Source organism: Pantoea sp. EA-12 (assembly GCF_030053355.1).
Classification (GTDB): domain Bacteria; phylum Pseudomonadota; class Gammaproteobacteria; order Enterobacterales; family Enterobacteriaceae; genus Pantoea; species Pantoea vagans_C.
The window spans coordinates 386,928-412,578 of record NZ_JASGBY010000001.1 but is presented as its reverse complement, the minus strand read 5'-3'; the positions used below and the strand labels follow the sequence as shown (position 1 = coordinate 412,578).

Genomic DNA, 25,651 nt, shown 5'->3' with positions numbered 1-25,651 from the left:
ATTGCTCCCTGTGCAACGTTGATTTGGTTTTGGTATCGATTATAGCGCCATTTCCACGCCACACTGGATGGACTTATTACACAGGAGATCACTATGCGAGCCATTCAACTCACCGCCCCATCCATCGACGCACTGAATCTGACCGAACTGCCCTGCCCGCAGCCAGGCTTTGGTGAAGTGCTGATCCGCCAGCATGCCGTAAGTCTCAATTATCTTGATTTAGCGCTGGCCACCGGACAGTTTGGCGCCATCGCCAAACCCATTATTCCCGGCGCAGACAGCGCGGGAGAGATCGTCGAATTAGGCGCAGGCGTCAGTGGTTGGCAAGTTGGCCAACGTGTCGTGCCGGGCATGATGTACCACTGGCATGCCGGAGCAATTCGCGCTGAACATCATCACGCGTTACGCGGCGTGACCAACCATGGCGGGCTGGCAGAGTACGCCATCGTTCCAGCCGAGTCTCTGGTGCGTATTCCTGATTTCCTCAGTTGGCAGCAGGCCGCCACCTTACCGATCGCCGCCACGACGGCATGGAACGCGATCACACGCGGCAAAGTCCAGCCGGGCAGCACAGTGCTGTTGCTGGGCACCGGCGGCGTCAGCCTGTTTGCCCTGCAATACGCGAAAGCGGCAGGTGCGCGCGTGATTATGCTCTCCTCTTCCAATGAGAAACTGGCAAGAGTGAAAGCGTTGGGTGCCGATGAGGGGATTAACTACCGCGAAGAGCCAGAATGGGATAAGCGCGTGCTGGATTTAACACAAGGCCAAGGCGCAGATCTGGTGCTGGAATCGGTGGGCGCGGCAACCTTTGCAAAATCGATCGCCGCCGCAGCTTATAACGCCACGATATTTGTGATTGGCTTTGTGGGCGGCGCGGAATTAACCGTTCCTGTGCTGCCGATTATGCAGAAGATGTTGAACATTATCGGGAATAATACTGGCTCGACCGCGGACCTGAGGGCAGCAGTCAGAGCGGTTGAAACTGCTGGGATTGTGCCTGAGATTGACCGTGTATTTGCGTTTGATGAGACGCAGGCAGCCTACCGCTACCTGCAATCTGCCGGACATGTGGGGAAAGTGGTGATTGATTTGGGTGTGAATGCTCATTAAACCTACGTTATGTTGAGCTACGCACTTCCTGTACCACTGGCGCAGCGCCTGCTGTTGGCTGCGCTGTTGTGGCGGTTTCTACGCCATATTTGCGCTGCAACCAATGCTGCACTTCATCCAGTAATTTCCCGTCTAACGGGTAGTAGCGCAGATAGACAAAAACGGTGATGGCAAAGAACAGCAGCGGCGCTCCCACCATAATGACTTGCATGCCGAACAGCGTATTCGCAGTCTGGACCGCATTAGGAACATAACCCACCAGACCCAACATCGCGCCAATAAACAATCCGGCAAAGGCCGCACCCGCTTTTACCACCATGGTTTGTACCGAATAAGCGATGCTTTCAATACGCACGCCCAACGCGTAATCGCCGTAATCTACGGTATCCGCCACCATAATCACCAACATCACCCAGAACAGCGCGTTGCCAATGTTCACCAACACACCAGAAAGGGAAATCAACACCGCGCTCTGTGGTGACCACAAGGCAATGGCCACCAGCAACATACAGCTCAGTACCGGCAACACCGACGCGCTGAGCCACAGCACGCGACGCGAGAAGATGCGTACTAAACGCGGGAACAGCACAATCGTTACCAAATTGGCGACCCCTGCAAACGCCATATACCACGGGAATAGATCTTCGCGATCAAACACATATTTAAAGTAATAAACGGCAAACGCATTAATGATGCTGTAAGCCAGATTCCACGCCAGCGCCATAATCAACAGCACAAACAGCGGCCGATTGCGGGTAATCATGCGCAGCACCGCGCCAAGGCTGTGCTTTTCATCGTGAGCCGCCGCATTAGCGGATGAATAGCGCTCATGCACATTGATCAGCGTCACCAGGGTGCAGATCAAGAAGAAGAACACGATGATGTAGGTGAAAAAGAGGAAGCCATCCCCCTGATTGCCATTACCGAGCCAGCGAATGGCTGGCAGCCCAATCACGCCGGTTAAATAGCCTGCGCAGCTGGCGAAAAATCGTGGCCACGGGATAAGGGCTTCTCTTTCACGTTTATCCAGCGTAATGCACGGCACCAGCGACCAGAACGGCACATCCATAATGGTGTAGGTGAATCCCCACAGCAGATAAGTCAGCCATATCCACAGGATCTGTTCGGTACCGTGAAAGTGATGTGCACTAAACACCGCAATCAGCATCACTGAATTGACCAGGGTACCGACCAAAATCCAGGGTTTGAATTTCCCCCAGCGCGTGCGGGTGCGCTCGACAATCCAACCCATGATGGGATCGGCCAACGCATCCAGGAAACGCGCGACCAGAAACAGGGTCGCCACCATACCCATCGAAATACCGGCCACATCGGTGTAGTAAAACATCAGGTACATATAAATGATGCCAATCGCAAAATCCTTGCCGAAGGCACCTATGCCATAGCTGATTTTCGTTTTCAGAGACACACTCATTGTTCACTCTCCTGCGGCGCGTGGCTGCAACCGACAGCCATGAAGCAGTTGTCAGCCAGCGCGAGTAATTTACCTGAAACACACGGGAAATCAGCTATATGACGGCAACCAATCGCCATGTGCAGCGATAAGCTCGTCACAAAGTCGAACGGTATCGTCAATCGACAATTCAGCGGAAGTGTGCGGATCGAGCAGCGCGGCGTGATAGATATGCTCTTTTTTACGCGTCACGGCGGCTTCAATGGTGAGTAACTGCGTGTTGATATTGGTGCGATTGAGCGCGGCGCACTGCGGCGGCAAATCGCCGACGTAGCACGGTGTAATGCCCTGCGCATCGACCAGACAGGGGACTTCCACGCAGGCTTCGCGCGGCAAATTGGTGATCAGACCGTTATTCAACACGTTGCCACCAATTTTGTACGGCTTATCCAGCATCATGCTTTCGATAATGTATGACGCGTACTCAAGGCTGCGCGTGTGCGTCAGGTTTTCATTATTGGTAAGCTGCTCACGCTGCATATGCCAGCGGTCAATTTGCTCAACACATCGACGGGGATACTCATCCAGCGGAATGTTAAAGCGTTCAATCAACTCGGGATAATGACGCTTGATCCAATACGGCATGTACTCTGCGTTATGCTCAGAGGATTCTGTGACGTAATAACCAAACTGGTGCATGATCTCATGGCGCACCATGTCATCGTGCCTGGTGTTAAGCACACGCGAACGACGGCGAATTTCGGGATACAAATCCTCGCCGTTACGGCGAATATCCAGCAGCCACGCCATGTGATTGATGCCCGCGATATTAAACACCACGTTATCGGTCGGCATATCAACGCTTTTCAGTAACGTCTCTGCGCACACTTGCACGCTATGGCACAGACCGACGGTTTTCACGCCAGTGTGTTGCAGCATCGCGCCAGTTAACGACGCCATCGGATTGGTGTAATTCAGCAGCCAGGCATTTGGACAGACCTCTTCCATGTCACGCGCTACATCAAACATCACCGGCAAGGTGCGCAGCGCCCGGAAGAGTCCGCCGATGCCAAGCGTGTCAGCAATGGTTTGGCGTAAACCAAACTTCTTAGGTATCTCAAAATCAATTAGCGTGCTCGGTTTATACCCCCCCACCTGAATGGCATTAATAACAAAGTCCGCCTTATTTAAGGCTGCTCGACGTTGCTCTACTCCTACATATTTTTCAATGCGCGCACGACCTGCGTTAATATTGGCATTAATATTCGTCAGCATTTTGTAAGATTCATCAAGCCGCTGCGCGTCAATATCGTACAGTGCAATTTCGGTGTCAGAGATACTCCCCGTTGCTAATACATCGCCCAGCACATTTTTGGCAAAAACAGTGCTTCCCGCTCCAATGAACGTTATTTTCATCTCATCACCTTTATTAAGTCATTCTCGACTGAGTGACTTAAACATAATTGCGCTGAGCAGGAAGTGATATGTATAAATGTGACATCGCTATGGCAGAAAAAAACGACGCATAACAAAGTGTGATGTGCTTCTCACTATGCTTTCCCTTTGCTTTAAAGCCGCATCTGCCGTCTGGTTTGTGTGCTACAAAGGCATGTAAAACGTCAAGTTAACGGGTGCGATATGGAGAAATACTTACTGCCGGAACACATGCTGCATTTTGGACTTAATATTTATCAGTTCGGTCATGAAGCCTGCACCTCCTCACACCGTTTTGGTCCAGCGGTGCGGCAACATTATTTGCTGCATTATATTGTCAAAGGAAAAGGCAGCCTGACCTCTGAACAAGGCAGCTGGAACGTCACTGCGGGCGAAGCTTTTTTAATTTATCCACATCAAATTACCACTTACATCGCGGATAAAAAAACACCCTGGGAATATATGTGGCTGGAAGTGGATGGCCTCATTGCGCAGCGCACCTTTGAACTGTGCGGATTACGCCGCGAGAATCCGCTATGGACCGCAAAAAATTCGCAGGACAGTGGTGAAATAAAGCAAACTCTCGACTCATTAATTGCCGAAGACACCACGCGCCCGATTAAACTTGCCGGGCTAACCTGCCTGTTATTTGATGCTTTAATCAGCCATGGCAAAGGCAATGTTGTTGCTTCAAATGGCGACAACAAGCATCTCGAACAGGCCACGACCTTTATTGAACGTAACTACCAAAATCCGATCAACATCGGTGACATTGCCAACCATTGTCGTCTCGACCGCAGCTATCTCAGCCGCCTGTTTCAGAAAGCATTCAGCATTGGCCCCAAACAATATTTGCTCAATGTGCGCATGAGTATGGCGAAGAACCTGCTGCAGGATGCGTCGTTGCCGATTAAAGTTATTGCTTGTTCGGTCGGCTACAATGACCAACTGCACTTCTCTCGCGCCTTCAAACAGTACTTTGATCTGGCGCCGACAGAATGGCGTAAGCGCCATCCACCGAATAGCGAGTGTATTGAACTTTAAAACCAATTTTTAGCGGTGTATCAGTTGCAGAATGGGTACGCGGTGCATTCGGGGATGCGATTTCTGGGGCCGCCATAAGACGCGGTTCTGTACTGGGTGCGAGGGGTGTTTGTTTTCCGTCGGGTAGGGAACGGATGATGTTGCTTAAAATTTGAAGGGAATGACGGGTTAGTGCCAGGAGCGGACGTTGCACACGATCTTATATATTAAAATATAGTGGCTGGGCGACTGTGCCCGAAACCTGACGGAGGGATAAATCATGTCTGATAAGAATGAGTTCGCTGAAGGAAAGGCCATCTGTAACGAGATCGGCGGCGCGGTGCTCGAGGTGTTGGGTAATAAACGTGAGTTTTCCGTTCAGTCGCTTATCGACGTCATGCAGGACGCACAGCATGACGGGAACAACTACGGCGAAGAACGTGAGAAAGGCATGGATCTGGCGATCAGGATACTGAAGAAGTTTGCATGAAAGCCGCTCGGAGGCGAGTTCGCCGCCGAAATGTAACGCTCCAAAAAATACTAAGTAATCATCAGCAAACGTCTGTTGTTCGCTCACAGCTGCCGGTCAACTTGATAAGGAGCCTGTCTCTATTTACTGTTAGAGATGGCTAAGAGAAATGCAAATGGGTAGGTAAGTGAATGGAAATACCCATTTCTGGGCAGGCTTAGCACTACTCGCCTCCCTAAGTTCATCCGCTATAAGCTGTGCCTGATCATCAGGCTTTTTGCTGCTGTTCATCAGTAACATAACTGGCGCGATTAGCATTTCCCCATTCGCAGAGCGGCTGCAATGCACGAGCAAGCGAGCGTCCGAAATCGGTAATCTTGTACTCAACCCTGGGCGGCAGCTCCTGGAAATCGTGCCTGATTAAAATCCCATCCTCTGTTAGATCCTTTAGCTGTTGGATCAAGACTTTCTCACTGATGCCCCCAATCAACCGTTTAATCTCACCGAAACGGTGAGGCCCAGACTGCATATGAAACAGAATAATGGGTTTCCATTTCCCGCCAATGTAATGCAAGGCCACATCGAGGCCGCAGACGTTATTCATCATTATTTCCATACTTACCTTTTGGTAGGTACTAGTATGCATGAAAGTATGCCGTTATCCTGTTTTTTTATTTAACAACTGGGGAAGAATGACGGGGAAGCCAAACGTCATCAGAGAGGCTGACTTCTGTCCTCAGCTGATATGAAGGTGGGTCAACTGGATTGATATTTAAGAAAATCAATTAGCCTACGACTTGTTTTTAATTTTAATGAGGCAGGAAAATCATGACATATCGCACGCCGCAGGAAGTAACTGAAGATTTTTTTAATCGTATCGCCACAGCTGAAGACGTCCATGACATAGCTGAACTGGTCAGTGAAAATGTAGACTGGCTAGTTGCAGGAAACACTCAGATGGTTCCTTGGATTGGCCGCAAACATGGAAGAAAAGGTGCAGCAGAGTTTTATGCACAGATCCGTGAGCAGCTATCATCAGAACGCTTTGAAATTAATGACATATTATTTAAAGATAAGCGAGTTATTGCCATCGGCCAGCTTGCATCTCGCGTGATAAAAACAGGAAAGCTGATTGAAACAGAATTTGTACTCGATATGTACGTTGAAGATGGACTCATTACCCGTTTTCGCATGTTTGAAGACAGCCACGCAGTCTCCGAGGCCTGCATTTAACATGACCTGGTCCCCTTTATTTCACGCAGAATGCTGTTCGCAACGTCCTCAGATCGCTCTAAACTGACATCGTGCCCAGACGAGATGCAAGCGCCACCATAACGGCGACCGGTGCAATTAAAACGACCAGCGCACGCCCGCGTTGTAACGCCAGCCTTTCGCGCCGTTGCCGTCGATCTCTTTGCGGTAATCCGCTTCGGCGTACAGCGCCACATCCTTATTCACCGTTGCGGTGCCGCCCAAGCCGACATCCCACATTTTGCCGAACTTGCCGCTGTCGAAGGTTTCACCGCCGCCAACATCCGCCGCGCCGATCTTCGCTTTTGCAGTACCGCCCCAACCCTGCGTGTAATTCACGCGCAGATACGGCGTGTACTGATTCGCGCTGCCGTCCTGCCAGGTTTTATCCACGCGCGCACCAACGCGGCCAATCGTCTGGCTGTAATCGTCGTAGGAAACGCGGGTGTTATCGCGGTCGGTGAAGCTCTCCATCTTCATTTGCAGCCAGGTGATCTGTGCCTGCGGTTCGATGCGCACGCCGCCGCCCAGTTCCAGCGGATAACCCGTCTCAATTGAAGCCGTCCAGCCGTTGCCTTTGGGTTTGGCGACATCTTTTTGCCGTGCAATGTCAGTCGCGCCGCGATGCCAGCCCCAGCTCAGCGAGCCGTCCACGTAAAAGCCGCTGTCGCGCAGCCAGGTGCCGTACAGCGAAAGCGTGTCGCTGTCGAAGTTGGTCGAGCTATAGCCATCTGCTGCGTGCGGGCGAATACGCGTGTTGCCGCGTGTGTAGGCCACGCCGCCGCGCAGGCTGCTGTCCGCGCCATCCACGCGAATGACGTTGCCGCCGAGTTGCACCGCGCTGTAGTCGAGATCGAAGTCGTAGCCGTAATGGCTGACGCTTTGACTGGTCTGGTATTTCAGGTTGGAGCCGATGTAGCGGATAAACATCTCGCCGCCAACCGCATCCGGATTGGCCTGCTGCTGGCGCAGTTCACCGAGGCGTTTATGCAGATCGTCGGTGATTGCCAGCGAGTAATAAGCCAGGCCAACCGGCGCAGAGATGTAGGACGGCACCTGCGGCGTTACCGCCAGACGCGCAACGCTTTGTGCGCTGCCTGCTGTCGGCTGGCACAGGCCGCCGTCTTCGCACACGAGGACGTTCGCCAGTCGATAATCCCACGCGCTGCGGGCTGCGTCATTGCTGCCCGGTGCGAAGCTGTATAAACCGTATTGCCACGGTCCGGATGCGATATAGCTGCTTTTCAGCGCAAAGCTGTTGGCATTCGCGCTGCCGGAAACCTGCGCCAGCGACACACCTTCGTTCGCAGTGATCACACCATCGCCGTTGCTGTCGAACAGCGGTGCTCCCGCGAGTTTTACTTCAATCTTCGTCACGCCTGATGCCGCGCCATTTACCAGCACCACATCACTGCCTGCTGCTGTGGCGTTCAGCTTGACGCTGCCGCCCGCCGATGCCAGTTCGCCGTCAATCGTCAGCGTATTCGCCGCCGTGTTGCCGCCGTTGGTGAGATCCAGGGTGCCCGCGTTATTCACCACCAGCGAATCGCTGGTTCCGCCCTGCAGCAGCGGATGGACGCTGTCACCCGCGAACAGCGTACTTCCCGCATCCACGTTAATCGTGCTGTGCGCCAGTTTGAGGTTGTCGGTTAACGTCCATTGAGTTTTGTGGAAGTTCAGCGTGCTCCAGCCTGTACCCAGATTGGTCCCTTTTGCCGCATCATCGCTGGCGAACGAACCGCCTCGAGCCTTGAGTTGGCTGAGATTGAGCGTGCTGCCCGCGCCATTTTCCGTGGTGATGTGGCGCGTATCAGCCAGACTCACCTTCCGCACAGTGGCCTGATTAGCCGCGCCACTGCCCATCGTCAAACTGCCTTTGATGGTGCCGCCAGTGACAATCAGTTCATCGCGTCCGTTGCCGGTGTTCACATCGCCGACCACCGCACCATCCAACAGCGCAATGACGTCATCGGTCGCACCGCCTGCCACGACAACCTGATCAGGGAACGGCGCATTAATGGTGCCTTCATTGATAAGCACCGTTTGCCCGCCGCGCATGTCGATCAGCGGCGCCACGCGACTTTGTGAACTGATGGTGCCCTGGTTAATCACCTGGCTGGCGGTTTTGGTGACAATCGCCGAGCCGCCGTTCGCTGCCTGAATATCAATCAAGCCCTGAGAAATCACGTTGCCGCGGGTGTTGGCGATCACGCCATTGCCGGTTCCTGTTACCACAATCGAATATTCCGGCCCAATCACCAGATCGTTGCTGGTGGTTGAGCCATTGGCGTTTTCAAAGCGATAACCGGTGCCAGAACCGCTAACGTTAATTTGTGCACTGCCAGCGGAATTGAATGAGGTCGCCGAGCGAATGCCGTTACCGTTTGCGACCTCTAAACGCACGTTATCCAAATTGATGCTCGGTGTTTCGGCGCGGTTGTTGATCGCGCTGCCGCTGCCGTACGCGCCGATAGTGATGTTGTCAGCTTCGAACCCATCCGCGCCGACATCCAGTAACAAACCGTCGGCGCTGCCGTTGGCCTGCATCTCGCTGTAGCCCTGGCCGTCGCCGTAGATTTTCATCCATGCGCCGCTGCCGACGCGCATCGCCGCAATGCCATCATCGACGCGCAACGAGCTATCTACCGGCACATATTGACCGTAACCGCTGCTGACATCGATGCCGATGCCTGACGCAATGTGCATGCTGCCGCGATTAATGAAGTTGCCGCCGTCATGCACGCGCGCGCCGATGCTGTTCGATCCGCTGAGATCCACCACGCCTTGATACTGGTTAAACAGGCGCGCACCCCCGCTGACATCAAACGCCGTCGCGTTTGCGCCGTTGCCGCTGATGGTGGAGTCGGCGTAGATTTCCGCATCAATGCCGCTGGCAATCGCGGCAGTGGTATTTTCGCCGCTGAGCGTAATGCCGCTGCTGATTACGCCCTCGGCGCGGTTGCTGGCATTCATTACGCTGGCACCTTTGCCGCTCGCGACATAATTGTCGGTGCTGGACACTTGCGTGCCTTCACCACTCAGCACAATGCCGCGACTATTTTCACCGCTGAGCGTCACGTTGCCGGGTGCTTGCGTGTACAACCTCGCGCCATTGCTGATGTCATACAGCGTCGAATTCGCGGTGCGCACATCCACATTGTTGCCATTGCTGATTAATTGCGTGCCCTCATCGGTAGCGCGATAACCGGTTTGATTCGCGTCGTTGAAGGTGATGCGGCTGTCCGGGCCAAAGGTGATTCGACCGCCTAAGAATGCGTTGGCGCCCATCGCCTCTTCGCCATACAGATTGATGGTGCCGTTTTGGTAGATGCGCGCCAACTGGTTGCTGGCGATCAGGCCGATGGTGGTGTTCAACTCAAAACTGTCGCGGTTGTAGATGTTGATGGTGCCGTTGTTGGAGATTTCGGTTAACGCGGTATCATCACTCAAATATGGCATACCATATGCATACAATGCGTTGCTGCGCAGTGTCACGTTAATGGTGCCGCTGTTGAACACCTTCGCACCGCTTTGCGCGTAAATGCCGCCGCTGTCCTCACCAGTAAAAGTGATGCGCCCGGTATTGGTAAGCTGAGCCTGATTGCTGGCGATTAAGCCGATTTGGAATCTGCCGCTTCCGTTTATCTCAGCATGGTTGGTGAGATGCGTATCGGTATTGAATCCGTGTTCGAAATCAATGGCCACGCCTTGTAACGTGTAGGCTAAGCCATCAACTTCTGCCGCCAACACGCTGGAACCATCAAGGTTTAAGCGTGTCGCGGCATCAATCGTCCCTTGCGCGCCATGCGCAATTTTTAGCCCGGTGCCCCCGATGCCGCCGTTTTCCCCATTGCCAATATTTAGCGTTGCGCCGTTAGTATTAACCTGGGTTCCCACGCCGCTGCCATACACGCCCGTTGTCCCCCTTTCGTTCATGGAAAGGGTTAAACCGCGACCATCAAATTCCGCGCCATCCTCCACGCGGAAAATCGTGCCGTCGACAACCGCTGTCGAGAAGCTGCCGTTTTTCGGCAGGTTGATTTTGGCGTTTTCGCCTTTGCTGTAGAAACTGATTTGCCGTTCCAGACCAAAGATTTCGCGCGGTCCGGCAACCGGAATAGCGCTGGCGCTGACATTCACCGTGGCGTTGCCTTCGGCGCGAATACCAATCGCATCGTTGCCGCCAAGCTGAATCGGTCCGCTAACGTTGGCGACGGCCTTACCGCCCTCTTCGCCGATGACCCAAACGGCAGTGGTGTTATCGGTTGTGCCATATTGGCCAGCATCACTGAGGATGTTGATGGCACCGCGAGAATAAGCTTCAGCGCTTTCGCCCTCGTGGGCGATGACTTTGAGGCCGGTGCTGTTGTAGCCGTTGAGGTTGATGGTGCCCGCTTTGCCATTGCCGACATTGCCGCCGCTGCCGGAATCAACCACCAGCATGCCGATATTCTCGCGCGGTTGCCCTTCAACCGTGCCGTTCACATCGATGACACCGTTATTGCGCGCGATGGCACTTGAACCGTATTGAGCCAACATGCCAACGGCATTTTGCACCAGCGAGCCGATCACGATACGGCCATCGTTGACCACGCTGGAACCGAAAAACGCACTGATGCCAGTGACGCCACCACTGAGATTTACCGCCACATCGCTGGATGTATCTGTTTTGCGATTTTGCGGCGTGCGCCCGATGTAAATCGTGCCGTTTTTGGCATTCGTAAAATCGCCGATGACACTCACGCCATCGGTGCCCCAACTGCCTACAGTTTCAGTGACACCGATATTAATGTTGCCGTGATTAGTCGCGCGCGCATCGTAGATCGAAATCGCCTGACCGGGGCCATCGCCGGGTTGGAAGTTGATTACGCCATAATTGCTAAAGCTGCTGCCGTCGCTGACAAGCACGCCGCTTTCCCCACTGCCGATAGTGCTGCTATCCAAGCCTTTGCCGTTAGCGTTGTTGAGGAACCCGGCATTGATCACACCGTTGTTACGGCCACGCGCGTTATTTATTAACTCTAAACCTGTGCCAGTACTGGCGAGCTTGCCATTAATCAACGCTTTCGCGCCACTGCTGGCGCGCATCACTGCGCTGTGGCTATCCAACACTTCCAGAGTTTTATCACGATTGATTTTGACGCTGGCATTCGGGCCATCGGCGCTCAACACCACCTGATCATAAATCTGTTGCGTCACTTCATCGTCAAGGTTGTTAGCGCCCATGCGATAAACCAACTGTGCGTCATGCAGGCTGAAGGCATTGTGGAATTCGGCGTTGTAGCGGTCGGTGCTGAGGTTGGACAAGGTGACTTGCTCAATCAGCCAGTTATTGTAGTGACGCAGATCGTTAACATTGTGGATGTTGAACTGGGTGGTACCACCATCTAAAGTTGAAACGCTGATGGCTCCGGCATAATCCACCACGCTTTCGGCAGTGTACGCCAACTGATCGTCGCTAGAAGGGGGCGTAGCCGCGGTAAAAGTGATGCGATTATTCGCGTTCCAGTTGAGATGACCTTTTTTGGTGGCGGTAAACAGCTGGCTTTGCTTTGCCGCCATCGACCAGCTATTAGTAGAGGAATTAGCCGCTGCGCCATGTTCACCAATATCGATATTTAGCGTGCCATTGCTTACGGAACCGATGCGCGCATTAATATATTGTTTGTCGTTTACATCATAATAATCTGGCACTACGGTATCGAGGCCGACACTCGGTAAATCCACTAATTCAGCGGTGTTATAAACGTCGTACGTTGTATATGTCCAATCCTCGTAATTCGGTATTTGAATGGTGTAATTCTGCTGGCCTATTTGAAGACGCTGCTCGCCAATTAGGTTGTCATGAATTATTCGACCAATAGTTTGTAATTCCCCAAACGTCATCGTGGTTGCGCCGCTTTCACCGGGCGCGAATTGTGGTAATCCGCGCAGCGTTTGCGTCGAGCCATTACATAAGCAATAAGCCCCGACTTTATTGTCATTCATTTCAGGCGTATAAGGCTTTAACTCCGCCGCCCACGACAGTGAGATAGGGAACATCAAACCTTGCGCCGCCACAAGGCTCAGTAACACCGGATTTAATTTGAACACAAAGTATTCCTCAACAGAGAAAGACAACGCGCGCAACGGCGTTTCGCTGCGCTGGAAGTTAAGTCTCTGATATAATTTGTTTCAGAAATTTAATGTTTGGCATCTAGTGTAATGAGTATCTACGTAATGCGCGGAAAACGTCTAGTTTGAGTTAAGGAATTGTGAGGCCGAAAAAGTGATTTAGGAATTTGGCCAAGAAAAGTAAATATATAAATGGACCTTATTATAGAAATTGAGCTGCTTCCTGATAATTCATACAGAAAGCTGTTAGCAATGTTCGCTCCTCGCTTATAGCTGCCCTCTAAACCCTACCTTTTGCCAGCTTTCCGCCAGGAGAGCATCATCCCCCCTCTCTTCGTTACCGTACGAAACAGATGACGGCCTGTCATGATGTTTAGTAAGGTAAGTGCAGATTTTAGAACCGATAAGCACATTGAAATCATTTAAATTAACCCCCTCTATATCCTGCTTACGAGTTTCGCATGCTGACCGGACTTAACCACATCATCCTTGCAGTCAGTGACCTGACAAATAGCCTGAATTTTTACACTGAGACGCTTGGCTTCACGCCCAAGGCAAAATGGGATCATGGTGCTTATCTCGCGCTGGGCGATCTCTGGTTGTGTCTTAATAAGCGCCTTTTATCAACTTGATGCCACAAGCCTGCGTGGACAGCCCATCTCTATGCCCGATTATGCAGGCAAGCTGGTGAGGTGCTTCCCAGCCTGAAACAACATCTTTGAGAAGTTGGTCAACATCCTCTATTAGTGCCGACTGTGAGTTATCTCAATAACGTTATAAACAAGCCCACATCCTGCCACGGCAAGCAAAAAGAGCGATGACGTCATTGCTATTTTCCTGTTATGCCTTGCTGGCATCCATTTTTTCACGGACAGGATGTAGATCGTCAGGATGGCAAAGTCGAAAATCATCCAGACCAGACTCAGCGTCAGAATACTGGTAGTGAAATCCTGCGTGACGGCAATGAACTGAGGAAAGAAAGAAACAAAAAAGAGGATGTCTTTCGGGTTAGACACTCCCGTAACAAAGCCGCGAAGAAAACTTCCCCGGCTCTGCGCAGCTGTCCCGGTATCCGTTGTTCCTGCCTCGGGAGTGCTGAACAGACTGTGCAGTGACGCATATCCGATATAAACACAACCTGCCAGTCCGAGAAAACTCAGCCAGACCGGAGACTGAGAAATCACCCCCTTCAGCATCAGTGTGGCCACAGCGATAAGCATGAGGGAAGCCCCGTTTGTGCCAACAGCAGTGGCAAATGCGCTCCGATATCCATAGCGGGCAGCGGTACCGGTGATGAGCGCCACAACCGGGCCAGGCGTGAAAAGCAGCATCATTACTGAAATGATATAGGTGCTCAGGAGGGGCACATTCATTACGGCGTTTTTTCCTTAGGTATGTTGAAGATCTAGACGGCACGCTTGCCCAGATTTATCCATTAACTTTTTCGGACAGGATTATTCACTCACGTAGAGCGGTTGAAAAACGGATAAAACTCACGCTTAATGTGAGCAAAACTCACATTGGAGTTTCTGATGTCATTACCCCCTCTTTATGCTCTGCGCGCTTTTGAAGCTGCCGCACGGCTGAACTCCTTCAGTAAAGCTGCAGATTTACTCAATATAACGCCGGGTGCGGTCAGCAGGCACATCCGTACGCTTGAAGCGTGGTTTGAATGTGAGCTTTTCGAGCGAAACGGGCCGCGCGTTAAAGTGAATGAGGCGGGACGCACCCTCGCGGGACAGCTTACTGAGGGGTTTATGAGCATAGAGCGGGCCTGCAATGCCTTCAGAAGTCACAGCCAACTTTTGCGTCTCAAAGCCCCCTCAACGCTGACCATGCGATGGCTTCTTGACGTGCTCAACGATTTCCGCAAAAACCATCCTACCCCCCGGGTCGAGATAACCAGCGTCTGGATGGACACGGATGAGGTAGATTTCAGCCGCGAGCCCTACGACTGTGCAATTCTGCTCGGTAACGGTCATTTTGGTGAAGGGACAGAGAGCAGGCTGCTTTTCAGCGAGTGGCTGATACCCGTCTGTTCTCCTGCGATGCTTGTCAAAGCCCGGGAGTCTCTTCCTGACTGCGAGCTTATTCATCCGTCTCCGGACCGTCGTGACTGGCGGAGGTGGCTTAAGAAGACGGGACATTTTGCGGGACTGAGCATCAGTGGAGGGAAGGTATTCGACACGCTGGAACAGGGAAATCTTGCCGCCCTGAGCGGACACGGCATTTCGGTCGGCGACCTACTCCTGAGCACTGACGCGATAAGAAGTGGTCTGCTTTGCCTGCCTTTTCCGGAGGCAGTGGCAACCGGAGACGGATATTATCTGGTGTGGCCAAAAAATTCTGCCATAAAGCAAAACGTCGAAATGCTACTGAACTGGCTAACATCTCATAGCCCCCTGTTTCCGGAGGAGAGCCTGATTTACCTTCAAGCCGGGGAAAAATAGAACTCATGAGCGAGGCTGGCTCAATGAACATTATTTGTTGTGGCAGTGTTTCAGCTTTGACCTGTTCGAGGTTGAGCAATGCTCTATTTTCCATTTGTAGCAAGAAAACTGCAGACCTCCGCTTCGCTCATGGCTGCCCCAACCTAACGTCTTGATGGGCAGCTTCGTGCCAGGAGCGGAAGTAGATAACTACACGAGCAGGTCGCTTAATTATCAGCTAGCAGTGATGTTTGCCGCCAGAGCATGACTGCAACTGGCGGGAAAAAAGGGGTTATTGCAGTTTAAAGCCGCGAGCCTGCACTGTTTCGCGCAGATTCTCTCTTCCGCCCATATAGTCCATGCTGGTCGCAGATTCATAGACACTATCCTGCCAGACTTTAGGCTTCATTGACTGAGCAGTCCTGAAATCAAGGAACACTTTCTCATAGTTTTCAATATGGTCGCGGTAACGCTCACGATCGTACTGGTTATAGTGCAACACTACGGGTTGCTCTGGGCGCGGACGGATGCTGCTTGTGCGACTACTGTCCGGTTTGCCGACGACCATGCCAAAGGTAGCAAAACTGTGCTGAGGCAAATTGATAATCTCCGCCACCTCTTTTGCTGCGTTACGCATCATCCCCATAAAGACAATGCCAAGCCCCAAAGACTCTGCAGCTAATGCGGCATTTTGCGCTGCCAGAGAGGCATCTACGGATGCCATCAAAAACGAGTCGAGGTAGTCAAAAACGAAGGGGTCTCCGCCTTTCTCTTTAGTAATTTCCGCCCCACGGAATAAGTCAGCTACCCACAGCAGTAGTACCGGCGCTTCTTCAAGATATGGGATGCGATCAGTTGGCACAGTGCGGGCTACCGTATCGGAGATTTTCTGCTTCAGCTCCCGGTCAGTTACGGCGACCACACTCCACTGATGCAGATTTGATGAATTAGATGCTGACTGGGCAGCGGCCACCATAGTCTCCAGTGCGCCATCAGGTAAGGAATCCGGCAAGAAAGTACGTACAGATTTGTGGCTCAGCATCGCCTCAACCTGTGGTGTCCAGATAATGTTATCGGGTATCTGCTGGGATTTACCGTAGCGTTGCTCCAGAAGCGCAGCCAGCTTCTCTTGTGATGCAGACATAAAACTTATCTCCTTAGATAAAACGTGATGGCTGCAGAATAACGGCAAAAAACGGTAAGATAATCCCTCTAAAAATGTTTTCTGTTTCCACTGATATGCACAATAGAACATTTAGAGGAAGCTCAACTCATGGATCATCTCATCGCCATACGAACCTTTCAGCGTATCGTTGAAACACGTTCTTTTACCAAAGCGGCTGCTCACCTTGGAATGCCACGTTCAACAGCCAGCAAAGCGCTGCGCGATCTCGAAAATCATCTGGGTGTAAGGCTTATTCAGAGAACAACCCGATCTGTCATTCTGACGACAGAAGGTGCGGAGTATTACCGGCGCATCAGCAGGCTCGTCACTAAAATAGATGAAACCGAAGCTGACATGCGAGACATGGGAACTGCTGCAAAGGGACGGCTTCGCATAGATTTGCACTCTTCAATGGCAGGCTTTGTGCTAATTCCGATGCTTGAAGAGTTCAGGGAGCGTTACCCGGATATTCAGCTCGCGTTTGGCGTGGGAGATCGCCCCGTAAATCTTATTGAAGAGGGAGTGGATTGTGTCATACGCGCCGGTGAGCTTGCCGATTCTTCGCTGAAAGCCAAAACACTCTTCAAAGATCGATTAATTACCTGTGCCAGCCCGGAATATCTTGCCCGCTACGGCGTACCCGAGAGTCTCGCCGATCTGGAAAACAATCATAAGATTGTTGGGTATTTCAGCGCGGCGACCGGAGAAGTGTGGCCAATGCGGTTTCGTAACCGGGGTAATGAAAAGCATATCGTCCGTTTCGACATAGCGGCAAATGACAGTGCGTCTCAGATTAATATGCTTACCTGTGGGCTGGGTGTAGGCCAGACACATGCGTCCGTAGCAGATCGATTTCTTCGCTCTGGGCAATTGGTGACCGTCATGGATGAAATGACCAATTTGCGAATTCCAATTTCCATCATCTATCCGCCCACTCAGCAGCTTAACGTCAGACTCAGATTATTTATCGACTGGGTTGCCGAACGTTTCTCCGCTTTTAACTGAAATAGTGCGGATACGTATTGTAATGCGGTGCTGACCAGAACCCCGTGTTTCACTTAAAACGCTGTTAGTAATGTCTGCTGTTCGCTCTTAGCTGTCCTTCAAACCCGACCTTTTGCCAGCTTTCCACCAGGAGAGCACCATCCCCCCTCTCTTCGTTACCGAACGAAACAGATGACGGCCTATCATGATGTTGCGTAAGGTAAGTGCAGTTTTTAAAACCGGACAGGAGCAATCATGGAAAGGTTTCAAGGTAAACGCATTCTCATTACTGGCGGCACCAGCGGCATGGGCCTGGCTGGCGCTCAACGCATCGTGAATGAAGGTGGCTTGGTTGCCATCACGGGGCTGAATGAAGAACGACTGCAACGCGCCCGTGCGCTATTGCCTGAAACGTCACTGATCCTCAAAAATGATGCGGCCAGCGAATCCGATATCAGTGAGCTACAAGTGGCAATCCACAACTGGGGCTCGCTTGATGGACTTTGGCTTAATGCAGGATTTGCCGAAGTCGGCTCCCCTGAATCAGTAACCGCCGATGCGTTTAATCGCATGATGAATGCCAACGTCCGGGGGCCAATGCTACAACTTGCGGCCCTCTCTGATACCCTCAATGCTGGCGCTTCCGTGTTGGTCACGTCTTCCTCATCGGCATATGAAGGCGCGGCGATGACAAGTCTGTATGCTGCAACCAAAGGTGCCGTTATCGCGATGGTGAAAAGTTGGGCTGCCGCGCTGGCTGAACGGGGTATCCGTGCCAATACCCTCGTGCCGGGCCCGATTGAAACGAACTTCAGGCATTTCATGCCGGAAGCTTCACGCCAAGAGTTTGAAGATTTTGTGGTCAGTCAGGTGCCGCTGGGTCGGGCGGGTACCGCAGAGGAAGCGGCTGCTGTCGCGCTATTTCTGCTTTCCGATGATTCTTCTTTCGTCACTGGCAGTCAGTACGCCGTAGATGGCGGCTTAGTACGTTATTAGGCCGGCAGCAGAGCCTGGATTACAAATTTTGGTGTAAAAGGAGTGTCGCCATGAATGTGCTGAATATTGAAGTCTCGGACTCAATCACCCCTGAGTTCGCGTTACCGATTGAATCAGGACTTAATCAATACAATGATGAGGCCGTTGGATTTAACGAAAATAAACCCCTCGCCGTCGTAGTTCGGGATGAGCATGGGGTTGTACTGGGTGGAATGCTGGGCCGCACCTATCTCGGACTTTTATTTATCGATCTGGTCTATCTTCCCCCTGAAATCAGAGGAAAAGGCATAGGAAGTCAGATCCTAAAATGTGTTGAAGATGAAGGCAGAGAACGAGGATGTAAAACTGCCGTGTTGTATACGATTACTTTCCAGGCACCTGCGTTCTATGAAAAAAACGGCTGGCAGCGCTTCGGCGAAATACCTTGTCTGCCTGAGGGAACCAGCCGTGTATTTCTTAGAAAAGACCTCTGATCACCCTTGACGATTTCAGGCTTAATTTAGTTTTAACAGTGATCGGTACGTCCTTGTTGGCACCTTGCCAGTCGATGGATTGGCGAGAAAGATTTCCGAACCCTGAGCGCTATGGATTGAGAATGGGGTGAAGAAAATGCTCATTTCAAGTTACCTTACGATATCTCAAATAAGTCCTGTCACACGGGTGTCAGGTTGTTGTCGGGTTTTGATCGTGGTGTGACATACCAACTACGGTAACTATGCCCTCTGACGACTAAATGCATGGAGAGGGGCAATGAGTGACACGAATAAATTTAAGGCGCTGCGACTTAAGCGCGCCTGGTCGCAGGAACAGCTTGCTGAATTGTCCGGGCTAAGCACACGAACTATTCAGCGGGTCGAAAACGGTGATCAGCCAAGTCTGGAAACATTGAGTGCTTTGGCCGCCGTGTTTGAAGTAACCGTGGCAGATATTTCTGCACCAGATAATGTCAGCGACAACGCACTCGATCAGCGCATAACCGAAACGAGAAACAGGATTGTCGAAGAGGGCCTATTTTACCGCTCAATCATTAAGGCGCTGTAGTGTGCTTGCTGCTGTTCATACTTAATCACTTCACCTCTCCAGCAAATTACTGGTCGCTATGGGTGGCGGCTATCTGGTTTGCGCTAATTGCGGTGAGAGGCATGAGGATGTTTTTGTTTAATGGACTAATTAGACAATGGCAGCAAAAGAGACTTCAACAATTGCTGCGCAAATAAAATATGGCTAAGACTCTGTGGAATTAACGAAACAATATTAACAGGTTGGATACCGGCTTAAACCTTGCATCCAGAACCGGCTGAGTTCAGCAGCCGAAATATTGGATGCTGGTAATAAGGGTTCAGATTGGTCAGAAAAAATCTTTGTAGCGAATTCTCTTCCAACCTTCTACGCGGATGACTGTGACCGCGAACCCGAGGAGCTGGTGTTATATGCACTGTATTCCGGCAGAAAATATTTAAAGGTTAAAGTGAAGGCGTTTCTGGAGCACCTGCAGCGGGCTATTGCCGATTTGCAGCAGGATTAAGTGTCCGAGGATCTCACTGCTTAAAATCATGGTGTTCTTCGAGTAATCTGTTACACCGAACCGCTTCAGCTTGAGGATCACCACATGAGCCCCTTTTATCAACTTGATGCCACTAGCCTGCGTGGACAGTCCATCGCTATGGCCGATTATGCGGGCAAAGTGGTGTTGGTGGTGAATACCGCCAGCCATTGTGGATTCACACCACAATACGCGGGCCTTGAAGCGCTCTACAAGAAATATGCCGCCCAGGGTCTGGTGATCCTGGGTTTTCCCTGCAATCAGTTCGGTAAGCAGGAACCCGGCAGTGCCGATGATATCGCGCAGACCTGTCATATCAACTACGGCGTGAGCTTTCCGATGTTCGGGAAAGTGGAGGTCAACGGCGCTGCGGCACACCCGATATTTCGTTATTTGAAGGATGAGTTGCCTGGCGTGTTGGGCGGGCGCATCAAATGGAACTTCACCAAGTTTCTGATCGGACGCGATGGTAAACCGATCAAGCGCTTTGCACCATTCACCACTCCAGAGAAAATGGACGCTGTCATTCAGGCAGCGCTCGAAAGCTAGCTCACCCCGTCAGCTAATTTCCGGTTATCACAACGTCATCAGCATCTCATGCCACGCCATACCACCGTGATCCGACTCTGAAGGTTTGATGTACTGGTAACCGAACTTCTTATACAAATCCACGTGGCGGGTTTTGCACATCAGATGGATGGTCTGTTTATCCATCTGCTTCATGGTGTCAATGAAATGGCGCATCATCAGCGAGGCATAGCCTTTCCCTTGATACGCCGGGTCTAAAACCACCGACATAATCACCACATTGGGTGCCGCGGGATCGTGTCCAATCAGCTCTTTGAACGCCTCATCGGACATCACCACATCCCAGGCACAGCCAGCATTAATGAAGCCCACGACCTCGCCCGCGATCTCCAGACAGATAAAGCCTTGCGAATACTGCGCAATACGCGTGGCGATTTTCTCGCGTGTGGCTGCTTCATCACCTTCATAGGCTTCGGTTTCAATGGTGTAGCAACGATCAACATCAGCTAAGGTGGCATTTCGGAAGGTTAAATTCGACACAACAACAACCTGAGATTCAATTTTTGAGGCGGGTATTCTAGCAGGGCTGCATCAAGGAAGGAAAATAGCGCCACCCGCAGGCAGCGCTCCGGGTTTAAGCGACATCCACCACACGATTTTCGCGTGCGCTGATAAAAGCGGCATCCAGCACGGCAAGCACTTCTATTGCTTGCTCAGCGGTGACTGGTGGCGGCGTACCCTGCCGAACCGCCTCGGCAAAGGCTTCGTAGTAAGCATGATAGGCGCCTTGTGCGGAGGGCACACGCTCGCTGCCCTGCTCTGTATTCAACGTCCCCCAGTTTGCCTCTGCCTCATAGCCCCAACCGGCTAAATCATCAGCCGGACGCTTACCAGCGAAGATCGCCTGCGCCTGAACGTCGGTGCCGTAGGAGGTGAAACTGCCTTTTTCGGCATAGACGCGCAGCTCGCGCGCTACCAGGTAATTGATTTTGCTGGATGAGACGTGAGAATGGCTGCCGTTCTGATGTGTCAGAGTAAGGACAAAACTGGCATCCGTGGTCCCTTCGGCCACCTCAACGCGATCTAACTGGGCGTAAACACTCTTCACCGGTCCCAGCAAGCAGATAGCCTGATCGACCAGATGGCTTCCCATATCACGCAGTAGCCCACCGGTGGGTCCACCTTCCAGCGTTTGCGGTTCATCCAGATCCATACGGTTGTGCAACCGCCAGACCTTCCCTAACCGCTGCTGTTCAATCAACTGTTTTAGCGTCTGCAAATCCGCATCAAAACGACGGTTGTGGTAGGCCCCTAGCACCACGCCTTTGGCCTGTGCTGCTGCCGCCAACTCACGGCCGGTTTTGGCATCCGGCGCAAACGGCTTATCGGCGATCACCGCCACACCGGCGGCAATCGCTTCTAATACCAACTCGCGTCGGGTTTGAGGTGGTGTGGTGATGGTAACGATATCGATGCCAGCAGCCAGCATCTCGGTCAGGCTGGCGTAAATCGGTACGTCTGGGAAATCAGCTTTCACTTTCGCAATGGTGGCAGGCGCGCGCGCCACAATTCCCGCCAGTTCCAGTCCTTGTGCTGCTTCAATAAAAGGCGCATGGAAATTTTTCCCGCCCGTGCCGTAACCCACAATACCGATTTTCATACTGCCTCCTTGAGAGTGAATACTGTGTTGATTGCCTTCAGTAATAACATACTTGCAACAAACAAACCCGAGCCCACCCGCAAAAATGGCACAAAAATATCATTATTTCAGAAAATGGCTTTATTGTGCCGCTGGGAAATTACGCTTAATCGGCGCGAAATCACCGGCGCTTCTCCCCATCAGCCGCTGAGGGCGGAAATCGGCGAGCAGATCGCTGGCATGATCTTGTACCAACTCCTCAGCCACCAGCCGGCCAATCAAGGGCGACAGCGTAATACCACTGTGTGTGACCGCAACATAAACGCGCTGCTCTGATGTGACGTAGCCTATCGCCGGTAAGCCATCCGCTGGGCGTGCACGTTGACCCACGACGATCTTTTCAATCTGCAATTCACCGGCATCCGCAAACAGGGATTGATAGCGTTCACGAAACTGCTCGGCAATGGCGCTTTGTGTGGAAGGCGGCGCGGCAGGATCGGCCAAATCATCTAGTTCCAGCGCTTGTAACAGCAAGCGCCCGCCGCCATCTGGCCGCACGTTCAGTTGCGGCGCTATCAGGTTGGCACCCAGAGAAAGCGGCTGCGGTGCGGTACGTGCCAGGAAACTGCAGGCCACGGCATTCGGCTTACTGGTGTCGAGCAGTGCCAGGTCGACATCGAGGGTGTTTAACAGTTGATTGGCCCAGCGTCCGGTGGCAACCACCACACGATCACCCTGCCACTGCTCGCCGTTCTCAAGGTGCAACGTGACGCCATCAGCCTGTTCCGCGATGCGCTGGATAGCCTGATGTTGCTGCAGAATTACGCCATGAGCACGCGCTTCAGACCAAAGCCGCGCCAGATACAGCGCCGGATGCAGCACCGACTCGGTTGGAAAATGCCACACCGCGCCGCTGACCGTTTTCCGCCGCAATTCAGGAATTTCACGTTGCAACTGATCGGGCGTAACTTCGCGCGCCGGATAGCCCAGCGATTGCAGTGACGTGGCGCGTTGCAGCAGGCGCTGCTGGGCCTCACCTTCTGCGGCCCATTCCCAGGTACCGCAGGTTTCCAGCCAGCGCAGGCCATTTGGCTGAGTGAGCTGTAATTTGACGTGTTCTTCCATCGACAGCGCATTGAGCTGATGATAGCTGAGCGGTTGCTTGCCGTTGGAGTTAACCCAGGCGAAGGTGGTGCTGCTGGTGCCTGCACCGATATGCTGTTGTTCGAACAGGGTGACCTGAACGCCTTGCAACGCCAGCGCGCGCGCCACCGCTAATCCGATGACGCCGCCGCCAATAATTGCAATCTTTTGAGTTGTCATGAATGGCTCCCGGTTAAATGGCCATAATCATAACAACTTCAGTAGAGTGAAATTGCAATGGTTAAATAACAATCATTGCGGTGAATATAAGAAAATCTTCTGCCACCAGAAAATTAAATTATATTGCTGTCAGCATTTTTCCAGTTGAGAAAAAGGCCAGCATATTCTCCAGTACATTATTTGCCATGCCTTCACGCGTTTCATGGGTAGCGCTGGCAATGTGCGGGGTTAATAGCACATTATCGAGCTCACACAGCGCTGCAGGAATAACCGGTTCCTGTGCGAAGACATCCAGTGCTGCACCTTTAATGGTGCCTTGCTGCAGCGCCTGAATCAGATCGTTTTCATTGACCACCGTACCGCGCGCGATGTTAATCAGCACGCCCTCTTTCCCTAAAGCGGCCAGTACCCTGGCATCCACCAGCTGAAGGTTTTCCGGGCTACCCGGCAACGACAGCACCAGAAAATCGCTGAATGCGGCCAGCTGCTCAATGTTGTCACAGCGTTTGTAAGGCACATCTTTGGTGCTGCGCGCTGTGTATGCAATCTCCATGCCGAACGCCTCGGCACGCCGTGCAATCGCCAGTCCAATCGCACCTAAACCCGCAATACCCATACGTTTTCCGCTGGCTTTGGTGGCCAGTGACGCACCGGTGCTTTCCCATCCTCCTGACCGCGCGAACAGGTGATTCGCCACCAGGTTACGTGAGAAGGCCAGCGTCAGCGTCATGGCGAGATCGGCCACATCGTCAGTGAGAATATCGCTGGTAATGCTGACCTGAATGCCATGATCAGTGGTGTAACGCAGGTCGATGCGGTCGGTGCCAACACCAAATACGGCAATCGCTTTGCAAACGGGCAGCTGTTCCAGAATGGCCGTTTCCACACCCACATCACCACGCGTCACGATCCCTTGAATATCTTTTCCCTGTCGCTGAAGAAACAGTGCGGGATCCTGATAGTCATATAAACGATGGCACTGGAAATGCTGTGAGAGTTTGGCATCCAATTGCGGCATCAGCGGCTGAATAATCAGAATTTGTGGTTGCGTAGTGCTCATTTTATTTTTCCCGAATGGAGAGTCATTACTCACCAGCCTACCGGAGTAATTGATGTTACGGCACCGCTGTTACTTATTTCGCTAATAGGATCACGCGGAAAATAGTATTCATTGCGCCTTAAAAATATAACGGGTCGACACGACGAGAGAGTCAATCACGCTATCTAACCTGTGCGCCCGGTGGCGAACTCACCTTACGCAGTCTACGGTTAATTAAAAAAACCATAACAATTCAACTAACCATGGAAAGCCACTATGACCGCCCATGTCGACATCACAGCAGACCAGGAAAATGAACTCAGCCAATTGCACCTGACTTTGCAGGCGCACCTGGAGCAATTACTTCCCGCGGGCCAGCAAACCGATCAGGTGCGTGCGGCGATGCGCGCCGGGGCACTGGCGCCGGGTAAACGTATTCGTCCTTTACTGCTGCTGTTGGCGGCACAAGATATGGGGTGTAATGCCAGCGAGCGCGGCCTTCTCGATTTGGCCTGCGCGGTAGAGATGGTGCACGCCGCCTCACTGATCCTCGACGATATTCCCTCGATGGACAATGCGCAGATGCGACGTGGTCGCCCTACCGTGCATCGCGAATTTGGTGAAAGCGTCGCGATTCTGGCCGCTATCGCCCTACTCAGCCGGGCGTTTGAAGTGATTGCCATTGCGCCAGGTTTACCGCCGCTGCAAAAATCGCAAGCCATCGCCGAACTCTCGTCAGCGGTTGGATTACAAGGCCTGGTGCAAGGGCAATTCCAGGATTTGCACCAAGGCGCGCAACAGCGCAGCCCGGAAGCCATTGCCATAACCAATGAACTGAAAACCAGCGTACTGTTCCGCGCCACGCTGCAAATGGCGGCCATCGCTGCCGATGCCACACCACAGATGCGCCAGAAACTCAGCTATTTTGCGCAGGATTTGGGGCAGGCTTTTCAGTTGCTTGACGATCTGGCAGACGGTTGCAAACACACGGGTAAAGACATCAATCAGGATCAGGGCAAATCCACGCTGGTGCAGATGCTGGGCGCAGAAGGCGCAGAACGCCGCTTACGCGATCACCTGCGCAGTGCCGATGCCCACCTGGCCTGCGCCTGTCATCGCGGTATCGCGACTCGCCAATATATGCACGCCCTGTTTAACCAACAGTTGGCGATGTTTCACTGATCGCGGCA

General features: G+C 52.3%; 21 protein-coding genes and 2 pseudogenes. 13 read left to right on the top strand and 10 right to left on the bottom strand.

Translation table 11 applies throughout. The features are described from left to right. Positions 1-93 precede the first annotated feature (93 nt). On the top strand, positions 94-1,110 hold the full coding sequence (locus QMZ30_RS01930) for a zinc-dependent alcohol dehydrogenase family protein (protein ID WP_283226146.1): 1,017 nt from the start codon (positions 94-96) through the stop codon (positions 1,108-1,110). A gap of 7 nt (positions 1,111-1,117) precedes the next feature. On the opposite strand, the gene melB is transcribed toward QMZ30_RS01930, so the two are convergent. Together melB and QMZ30_RS01920 are read right to left on the bottom strand one after the other, a co-directional pair. Further along, positions 1,118-2,545: a melibiose:sodium transporter MelB gene (gene melB / locus QMZ30_RS01925; protein ID WP_349306821.1), complete on the bottom strand. Its 1,428-nt coding sequence runs from the start codon at positions 2,543-2,545 to the stop codon at positions 1,118-1,120. A 90-nt stretch (positions 2,546-2,635) separates the two neighbouring features. After that, the gene (locus QMZ30_RS01920; RefSeq protein WP_283226145.1) at positions 2,636-3,940 is read right to left on the bottom strand and encodes an alpha-glucosidase/alpha-galactosidase; all 1,305 of its coding nucleotides are present in this window, start codon (positions 3,938-3,940) and stop codon (positions 2,636-2,638) included. 222 nt (positions 3,941-4,162) lie between these two features. Between QMZ30_RS01920 and QMZ30_RS01915 the strand changes: the two genes are divergently transcribed. Further along, positions 4,163-5,002, top strand: a complete 840-nt coding sequence (locus QMZ30_RS01915) for an AraC family transcriptional regulator (RefSeq protein ID WP_283226144.1) — start codon at positions 4,163-4,165, stop codon at positions 5,000-5,002. A 259-nt stretch (positions 5,003-5,261) separates the two neighbouring features. Continuing rightward, positions 5,262-5,471 carry a hypothetical protein gene (locus tag QMZ30_RS01910; RefSeq protein ID WP_283226143.1) on the top strand — a complete coding sequence of 70 codons (210 nt, stop codon included), beginning with the start codon at positions 5,262-5,264 and terminating at the stop codon, positions 5,469-5,471. Between the two features lie 247 nt (positions 5,472-5,718). On the opposite strand, the gene QMZ30_RS01905 is transcribed toward QMZ30_RS01910, so the two are convergent. After that, positions 5,719-6,057, bottom strand: coding sequence for a winged helix-turn-helix transcriptional regulator (locus tag QMZ30_RS01905; RefSeq protein ID WP_283226142.1), 339 nt, complete (start codon positions 6,055-6,057; stop codon positions 5,719-5,721). A 221-nt stretch (positions 6,058-6,278) separates the two neighbouring features. Between QMZ30_RS01905 and QMZ30_RS01900 the strand changes: the two genes are divergently transcribed. Further along, a complete protein-coding gene (locus tag QMZ30_RS01900; RefSeq protein ID WP_283226141.1) occupies positions 6,279-6,683 on the top strand; it encodes a nuclear transport factor 2 family protein in 405 nt (134 codons plus the stop codon). A gap of 117 nt (positions 6,684-6,800) precedes the next feature. Here the strand turns inward: QMZ30_RS01900 and QMZ30_RS01895 are convergent, their stop codons facing one another. Then, positions 6,801-12,794: an autotransporter outer membrane beta-barrel domain-containing protein gene (locus QMZ30_RS01895; RefSeq protein WP_283226140.1), complete on the bottom strand. Its 5,994-nt coding sequence runs from the start codon at positions 12,792-12,794 to the stop codon at positions 6,801-6,803. 482 nt (positions 12,795-13,276) lie between these two features. On the opposite strand from QMZ30_RS01895, the pseudogene QMZ30_RS01890 reads away from it, so the two are divergent. Then, positions 13,277-13,426: pseudogene (locus tag QMZ30_RS01890) on the top strand (VOC family protein); the annotation flags it as partial. 132 nt (positions 13,427-13,558) lie between these two features. Here QMZ30_RS01890 and QMZ30_RS01880 read toward each other — a convergent pair. Continuing rightward, positions 13,559-14,188, bottom strand: coding sequence for a LysE family translocator (locus tag QMZ30_RS01880; RefSeq protein ID WP_283226139.1), 630 nt, complete (start codon positions 14,186-14,188; stop codon positions 13,559-13,561). A 159-nt stretch (positions 14,189-14,347) separates the two neighbouring features. On the opposite strand from QMZ30_RS01880, the gene QMZ30_RS01875 reads away from it, so the two are divergent. After that, positions 14,348-15,265 carry a LysR substrate-binding domain-containing protein gene (locus QMZ30_RS01875; protein WP_283226138.1) on the top strand — a complete coding sequence of 306 codons (918 nt, stop codon included), beginning with the start codon at positions 14,348-14,350 and terminating at the stop codon, positions 15,263-15,265. 271 nt (positions 15,266-15,536) lie between these two features. Here the strand turns inward: QMZ30_RS01875 and QMZ30_RS01870 are convergent, their stop codons facing one another. Further along, complete coding sequence (locus QMZ30_RS01870) at positions 15,537-16,388, bottom strand: nitroreductase family protein (protein ID WP_283226137.1); 852 nt, start codon at positions 16,386-16,388, stop codon at positions 15,537-15,539. A gap of 129 nt (positions 16,389-16,517) precedes the next feature. Between QMZ30_RS01870 and QMZ30_RS01865 the strand changes: the two genes are divergently transcribed. From QMZ30_RS01865 to QMZ30_RS01840, 6 genes and pseudogenes are all read left to right on the top strand, one after another. Then, entirely contained in the window at positions 16,518-17,414 is an 897-nt protein-coding gene (locus QMZ30_RS01865; protein WP_283226136.1) for a LysR family transcriptional regulator, read from the top strand. A gap of 234 nt (positions 17,415-17,648) precedes the next feature. Further along, positions 17,649-18,389 carry an SDR family oxidoreductase gene (locus tag QMZ30_RS01860; protein ID WP_283226135.1) on the top strand — a complete coding sequence of 247 codons (741 nt, stop codon included), beginning with the start codon at positions 17,649-17,651 and terminating at the stop codon, positions 18,387-18,389. A 50-nt stretch (positions 18,390-18,439) separates the two neighbouring features. Continuing rightward, positions 18,440-18,862 (top strand): GNAT family N-acetyltransferase, encoded by a 423-nt coding sequence (locus tag QMZ30_RS01855; RefSeq protein WP_283226134.1) that lies wholly within the window; start codon positions 18,440-18,442, stop codon positions 18,860-18,862. 277 nt (positions 18,863-19,139) lie between these two features. Beyond that, positions 19,140-19,606, top strand: a pseudogene (locus tag QMZ30_RS01850) (helix-turn-helix domain-containing protein). Between the two features lie 101 nt (positions 19,607-19,707). Then, the gene (locus QMZ30_RS01845; RefSeq protein ID WP_283226133.1) at positions 19,708-19,914 is read left to right on the top strand and encodes a hypothetical protein; all 207 of its coding nucleotides are present in this window, start codon (positions 19,708-19,710) and stop codon (positions 19,912-19,914) included. A gap of 84 nt (positions 19,915-19,998) precedes the next feature. Continuing rightward, a complete protein-coding gene (locus QMZ30_RS01840; protein WP_283226132.1) occupies positions 19,999-20,481 on the top strand; it encodes a glutathione peroxidase in 483 nt (160 codons plus the stop codon). 27 nt (positions 20,482-20,508) lie between these two features. Here QMZ30_RS01840 and QMZ30_RS01835 read toward each other — a convergent pair whose 3' ends face one another. The 4 genes from QMZ30_RS01835 to QMZ30_RS01820 all read right to left on the bottom strand — a co-directional run bounded on the left by QMZ30_RS01835 (position 20,509) and on the right by QMZ30_RS01820 (position 24,482). Then, entirely contained in the window at positions 20,509-21,000 is a 492-nt protein-coding gene (locus QMZ30_RS01835; RefSeq protein WP_283226131.1) for a GNAT family N-acetyltransferase, read from the bottom strand. 94 nt (positions 21,001-21,094) lie between these two features. Further along, positions 21,095-22,120, bottom strand: a complete 1,026-nt coding sequence (locus tag QMZ30_RS01830) for a Gfo/Idh/MocA family protein (RefSeq protein ID WP_283226130.1) — start codon at positions 22,118-22,120, stop codon at positions 21,095-21,097. Between the two features lie 120 nt (positions 22,121-22,240). Then, the gene (locus QMZ30_RS01825; RefSeq protein WP_283226129.1) at positions 22,241-23,422 is read right to left on the bottom strand and encodes an NAD(P)/FAD-dependent oxidoreductase; all 1,182 of its coding nucleotides are present in this window, start codon (positions 23,420-23,422) and stop codon (positions 22,241-22,243) included. Between the two features lie 118 nt (positions 23,423-23,540). Next, positions 23,541-24,482, bottom strand: coding sequence for a 2-hydroxyacid dehydrogenase (locus QMZ30_RS01820; protein ID WP_283226128.1), 942 nt, complete (start codon positions 24,480-24,482; stop codon positions 23,541-23,543). Positions 24,483-24,737: 255 nt separating this feature from the next. Here QMZ30_RS01820 and QMZ30_RS01815 point away from each other — a divergent pair, with 255 nt between their 5' ends. Next, complete coding sequence (locus QMZ30_RS01815; protein WP_283226127.1) at positions 24,738-25,643, top strand: polyprenyl synthetase family protein; 906 nt, start codon at positions 24,738-24,740, stop codon at positions 25,641-25,643. The last annotated feature ends 8 nt before the right edge of the window (positions 25,644-25,651 follow it).

What these genes read in the sequence shown, in the direction of transcription:
- QMZ30_RS01930 (WP_283226146.1), top strand. Translation starts at nt 94, where the DNA reads ATGCGAGCCATTCAACTCACCGCCCCATCCATCGACGCACTGAATCTG.
- melB (WP_349306821.1), bottom strand. Translation starts at nt 2,545, where the DNA reads ATGAGTGTGTCTCTGAAAACGAAAATCAGCTATGGCATAGGTGCCTTC.
- QMZ30_RS01920 (WP_283226145.1), bottom strand. Translation starts at nt 3,940, where the DNA reads ATGAAAATAACGTTCATTGGAGCGGGAAGCACTGTTTTTGCCAAAAAT.
- QMZ30_RS01915 (WP_283226144.1), top strand. Translation starts at nt 4,163, where the DNA reads ATGGAGAAATACTTACTGCCGGAACACATGCTGCATTTTGGACTTAAT.
- QMZ30_RS01910 (WP_283226143.1), top strand. Translation starts at nt 5,262, where the DNA reads ATGTCTGATAAGAATGAGTTCGCTGAAGGAAAGGCCATCTGTAACGAG.
- QMZ30_RS01905 (WP_283226142.1), bottom strand. Translation starts at nt 6,057, where the DNA reads ATGATGAATAACGTCTGCGGCCTCGATGTGGCCTTGCATTACATTGGC.
- QMZ30_RS01900 (WP_283226141.1), top strand. Translation starts at nt 6,279, where the DNA reads ATGACATATCGCACGCCGCAGGAAGTAACTGAAGATTTTTTTAATCGT.
- QMZ30_RS01880 (WP_283226139.1), bottom strand. Translation starts at nt 14,188, where the DNA reads ATGAATGTGCCCCTCCTGAGCACCTATATCATTTCAGTAATGATGCTG.
- QMZ30_RS01875 (WP_283226138.1), top strand. Translation starts at nt 14,348, where the DNA reads ATGTCATTACCCCCTCTTTATGCTCTGCGCGCTTTTGAAGCTGCCGCA.
- QMZ30_RS01870 (WP_283226137.1), bottom strand. Translation starts at nt 16,388, where the DNA reads ATGTCTGCATCACAAGAGAAGCTGGCTGCGCTTCTGGAGCAACGCTAC.
- QMZ30_RS01865 (WP_283226136.1), top strand. Translation starts at nt 16,518, where the DNA reads ATGGATCATCTCATCGCCATACGAACCTTTCAGCGTATCGTTGAAACA.
- QMZ30_RS01860 (WP_283226135.1), top strand. Translation starts at nt 17,649, where the DNA reads ATGGAAAGGTTTCAAGGTAAACGCATTCTCATTACTGGCGGCACCAGC.
- QMZ30_RS01855 (WP_283226134.1), top strand. Translation starts at nt 18,440, where the DNA reads ATGAATGTGCTGAATATTGAAGTCTCGGACTCAATCACCCCTGAGTTC.
- QMZ30_RS01840 (WP_283226132.1), top strand. Translation starts at nt 19,999, where the DNA reads ATGAGCCCCTTTTATCAACTTGATGCCACTAGCCTGCGTGGACAGTCC.
- QMZ30_RS01830 (WP_283226130.1), bottom strand. Translation starts at nt 22,120, where the DNA reads ATGAAAATCGGTATTGTGGGTTACGGCACGGGCGGGAAAAATTTCCAT.
- QMZ30_RS01825 (WP_283226129.1), bottom strand. Translation starts at nt 23,422, where the DNA reads ATGACAACTCAAAAGATTGCAATTATTGGCGGCGGCGTCATCGGATTA.
- QMZ30_RS01820 (WP_283226128.1), bottom strand. Translation starts at nt 24,482, where the DNA reads ATGAGCACTACGCAACCACAAATTCTGATTATTCAGCCGCTGATGCCG.
- QMZ30_RS01815 (WP_283226127.1), top strand. Translation starts at nt 24,738, where the DNA reads ATGACCGCCCATGTCGACATCACAGCAGACCAGGAAAATGAACTCAGC.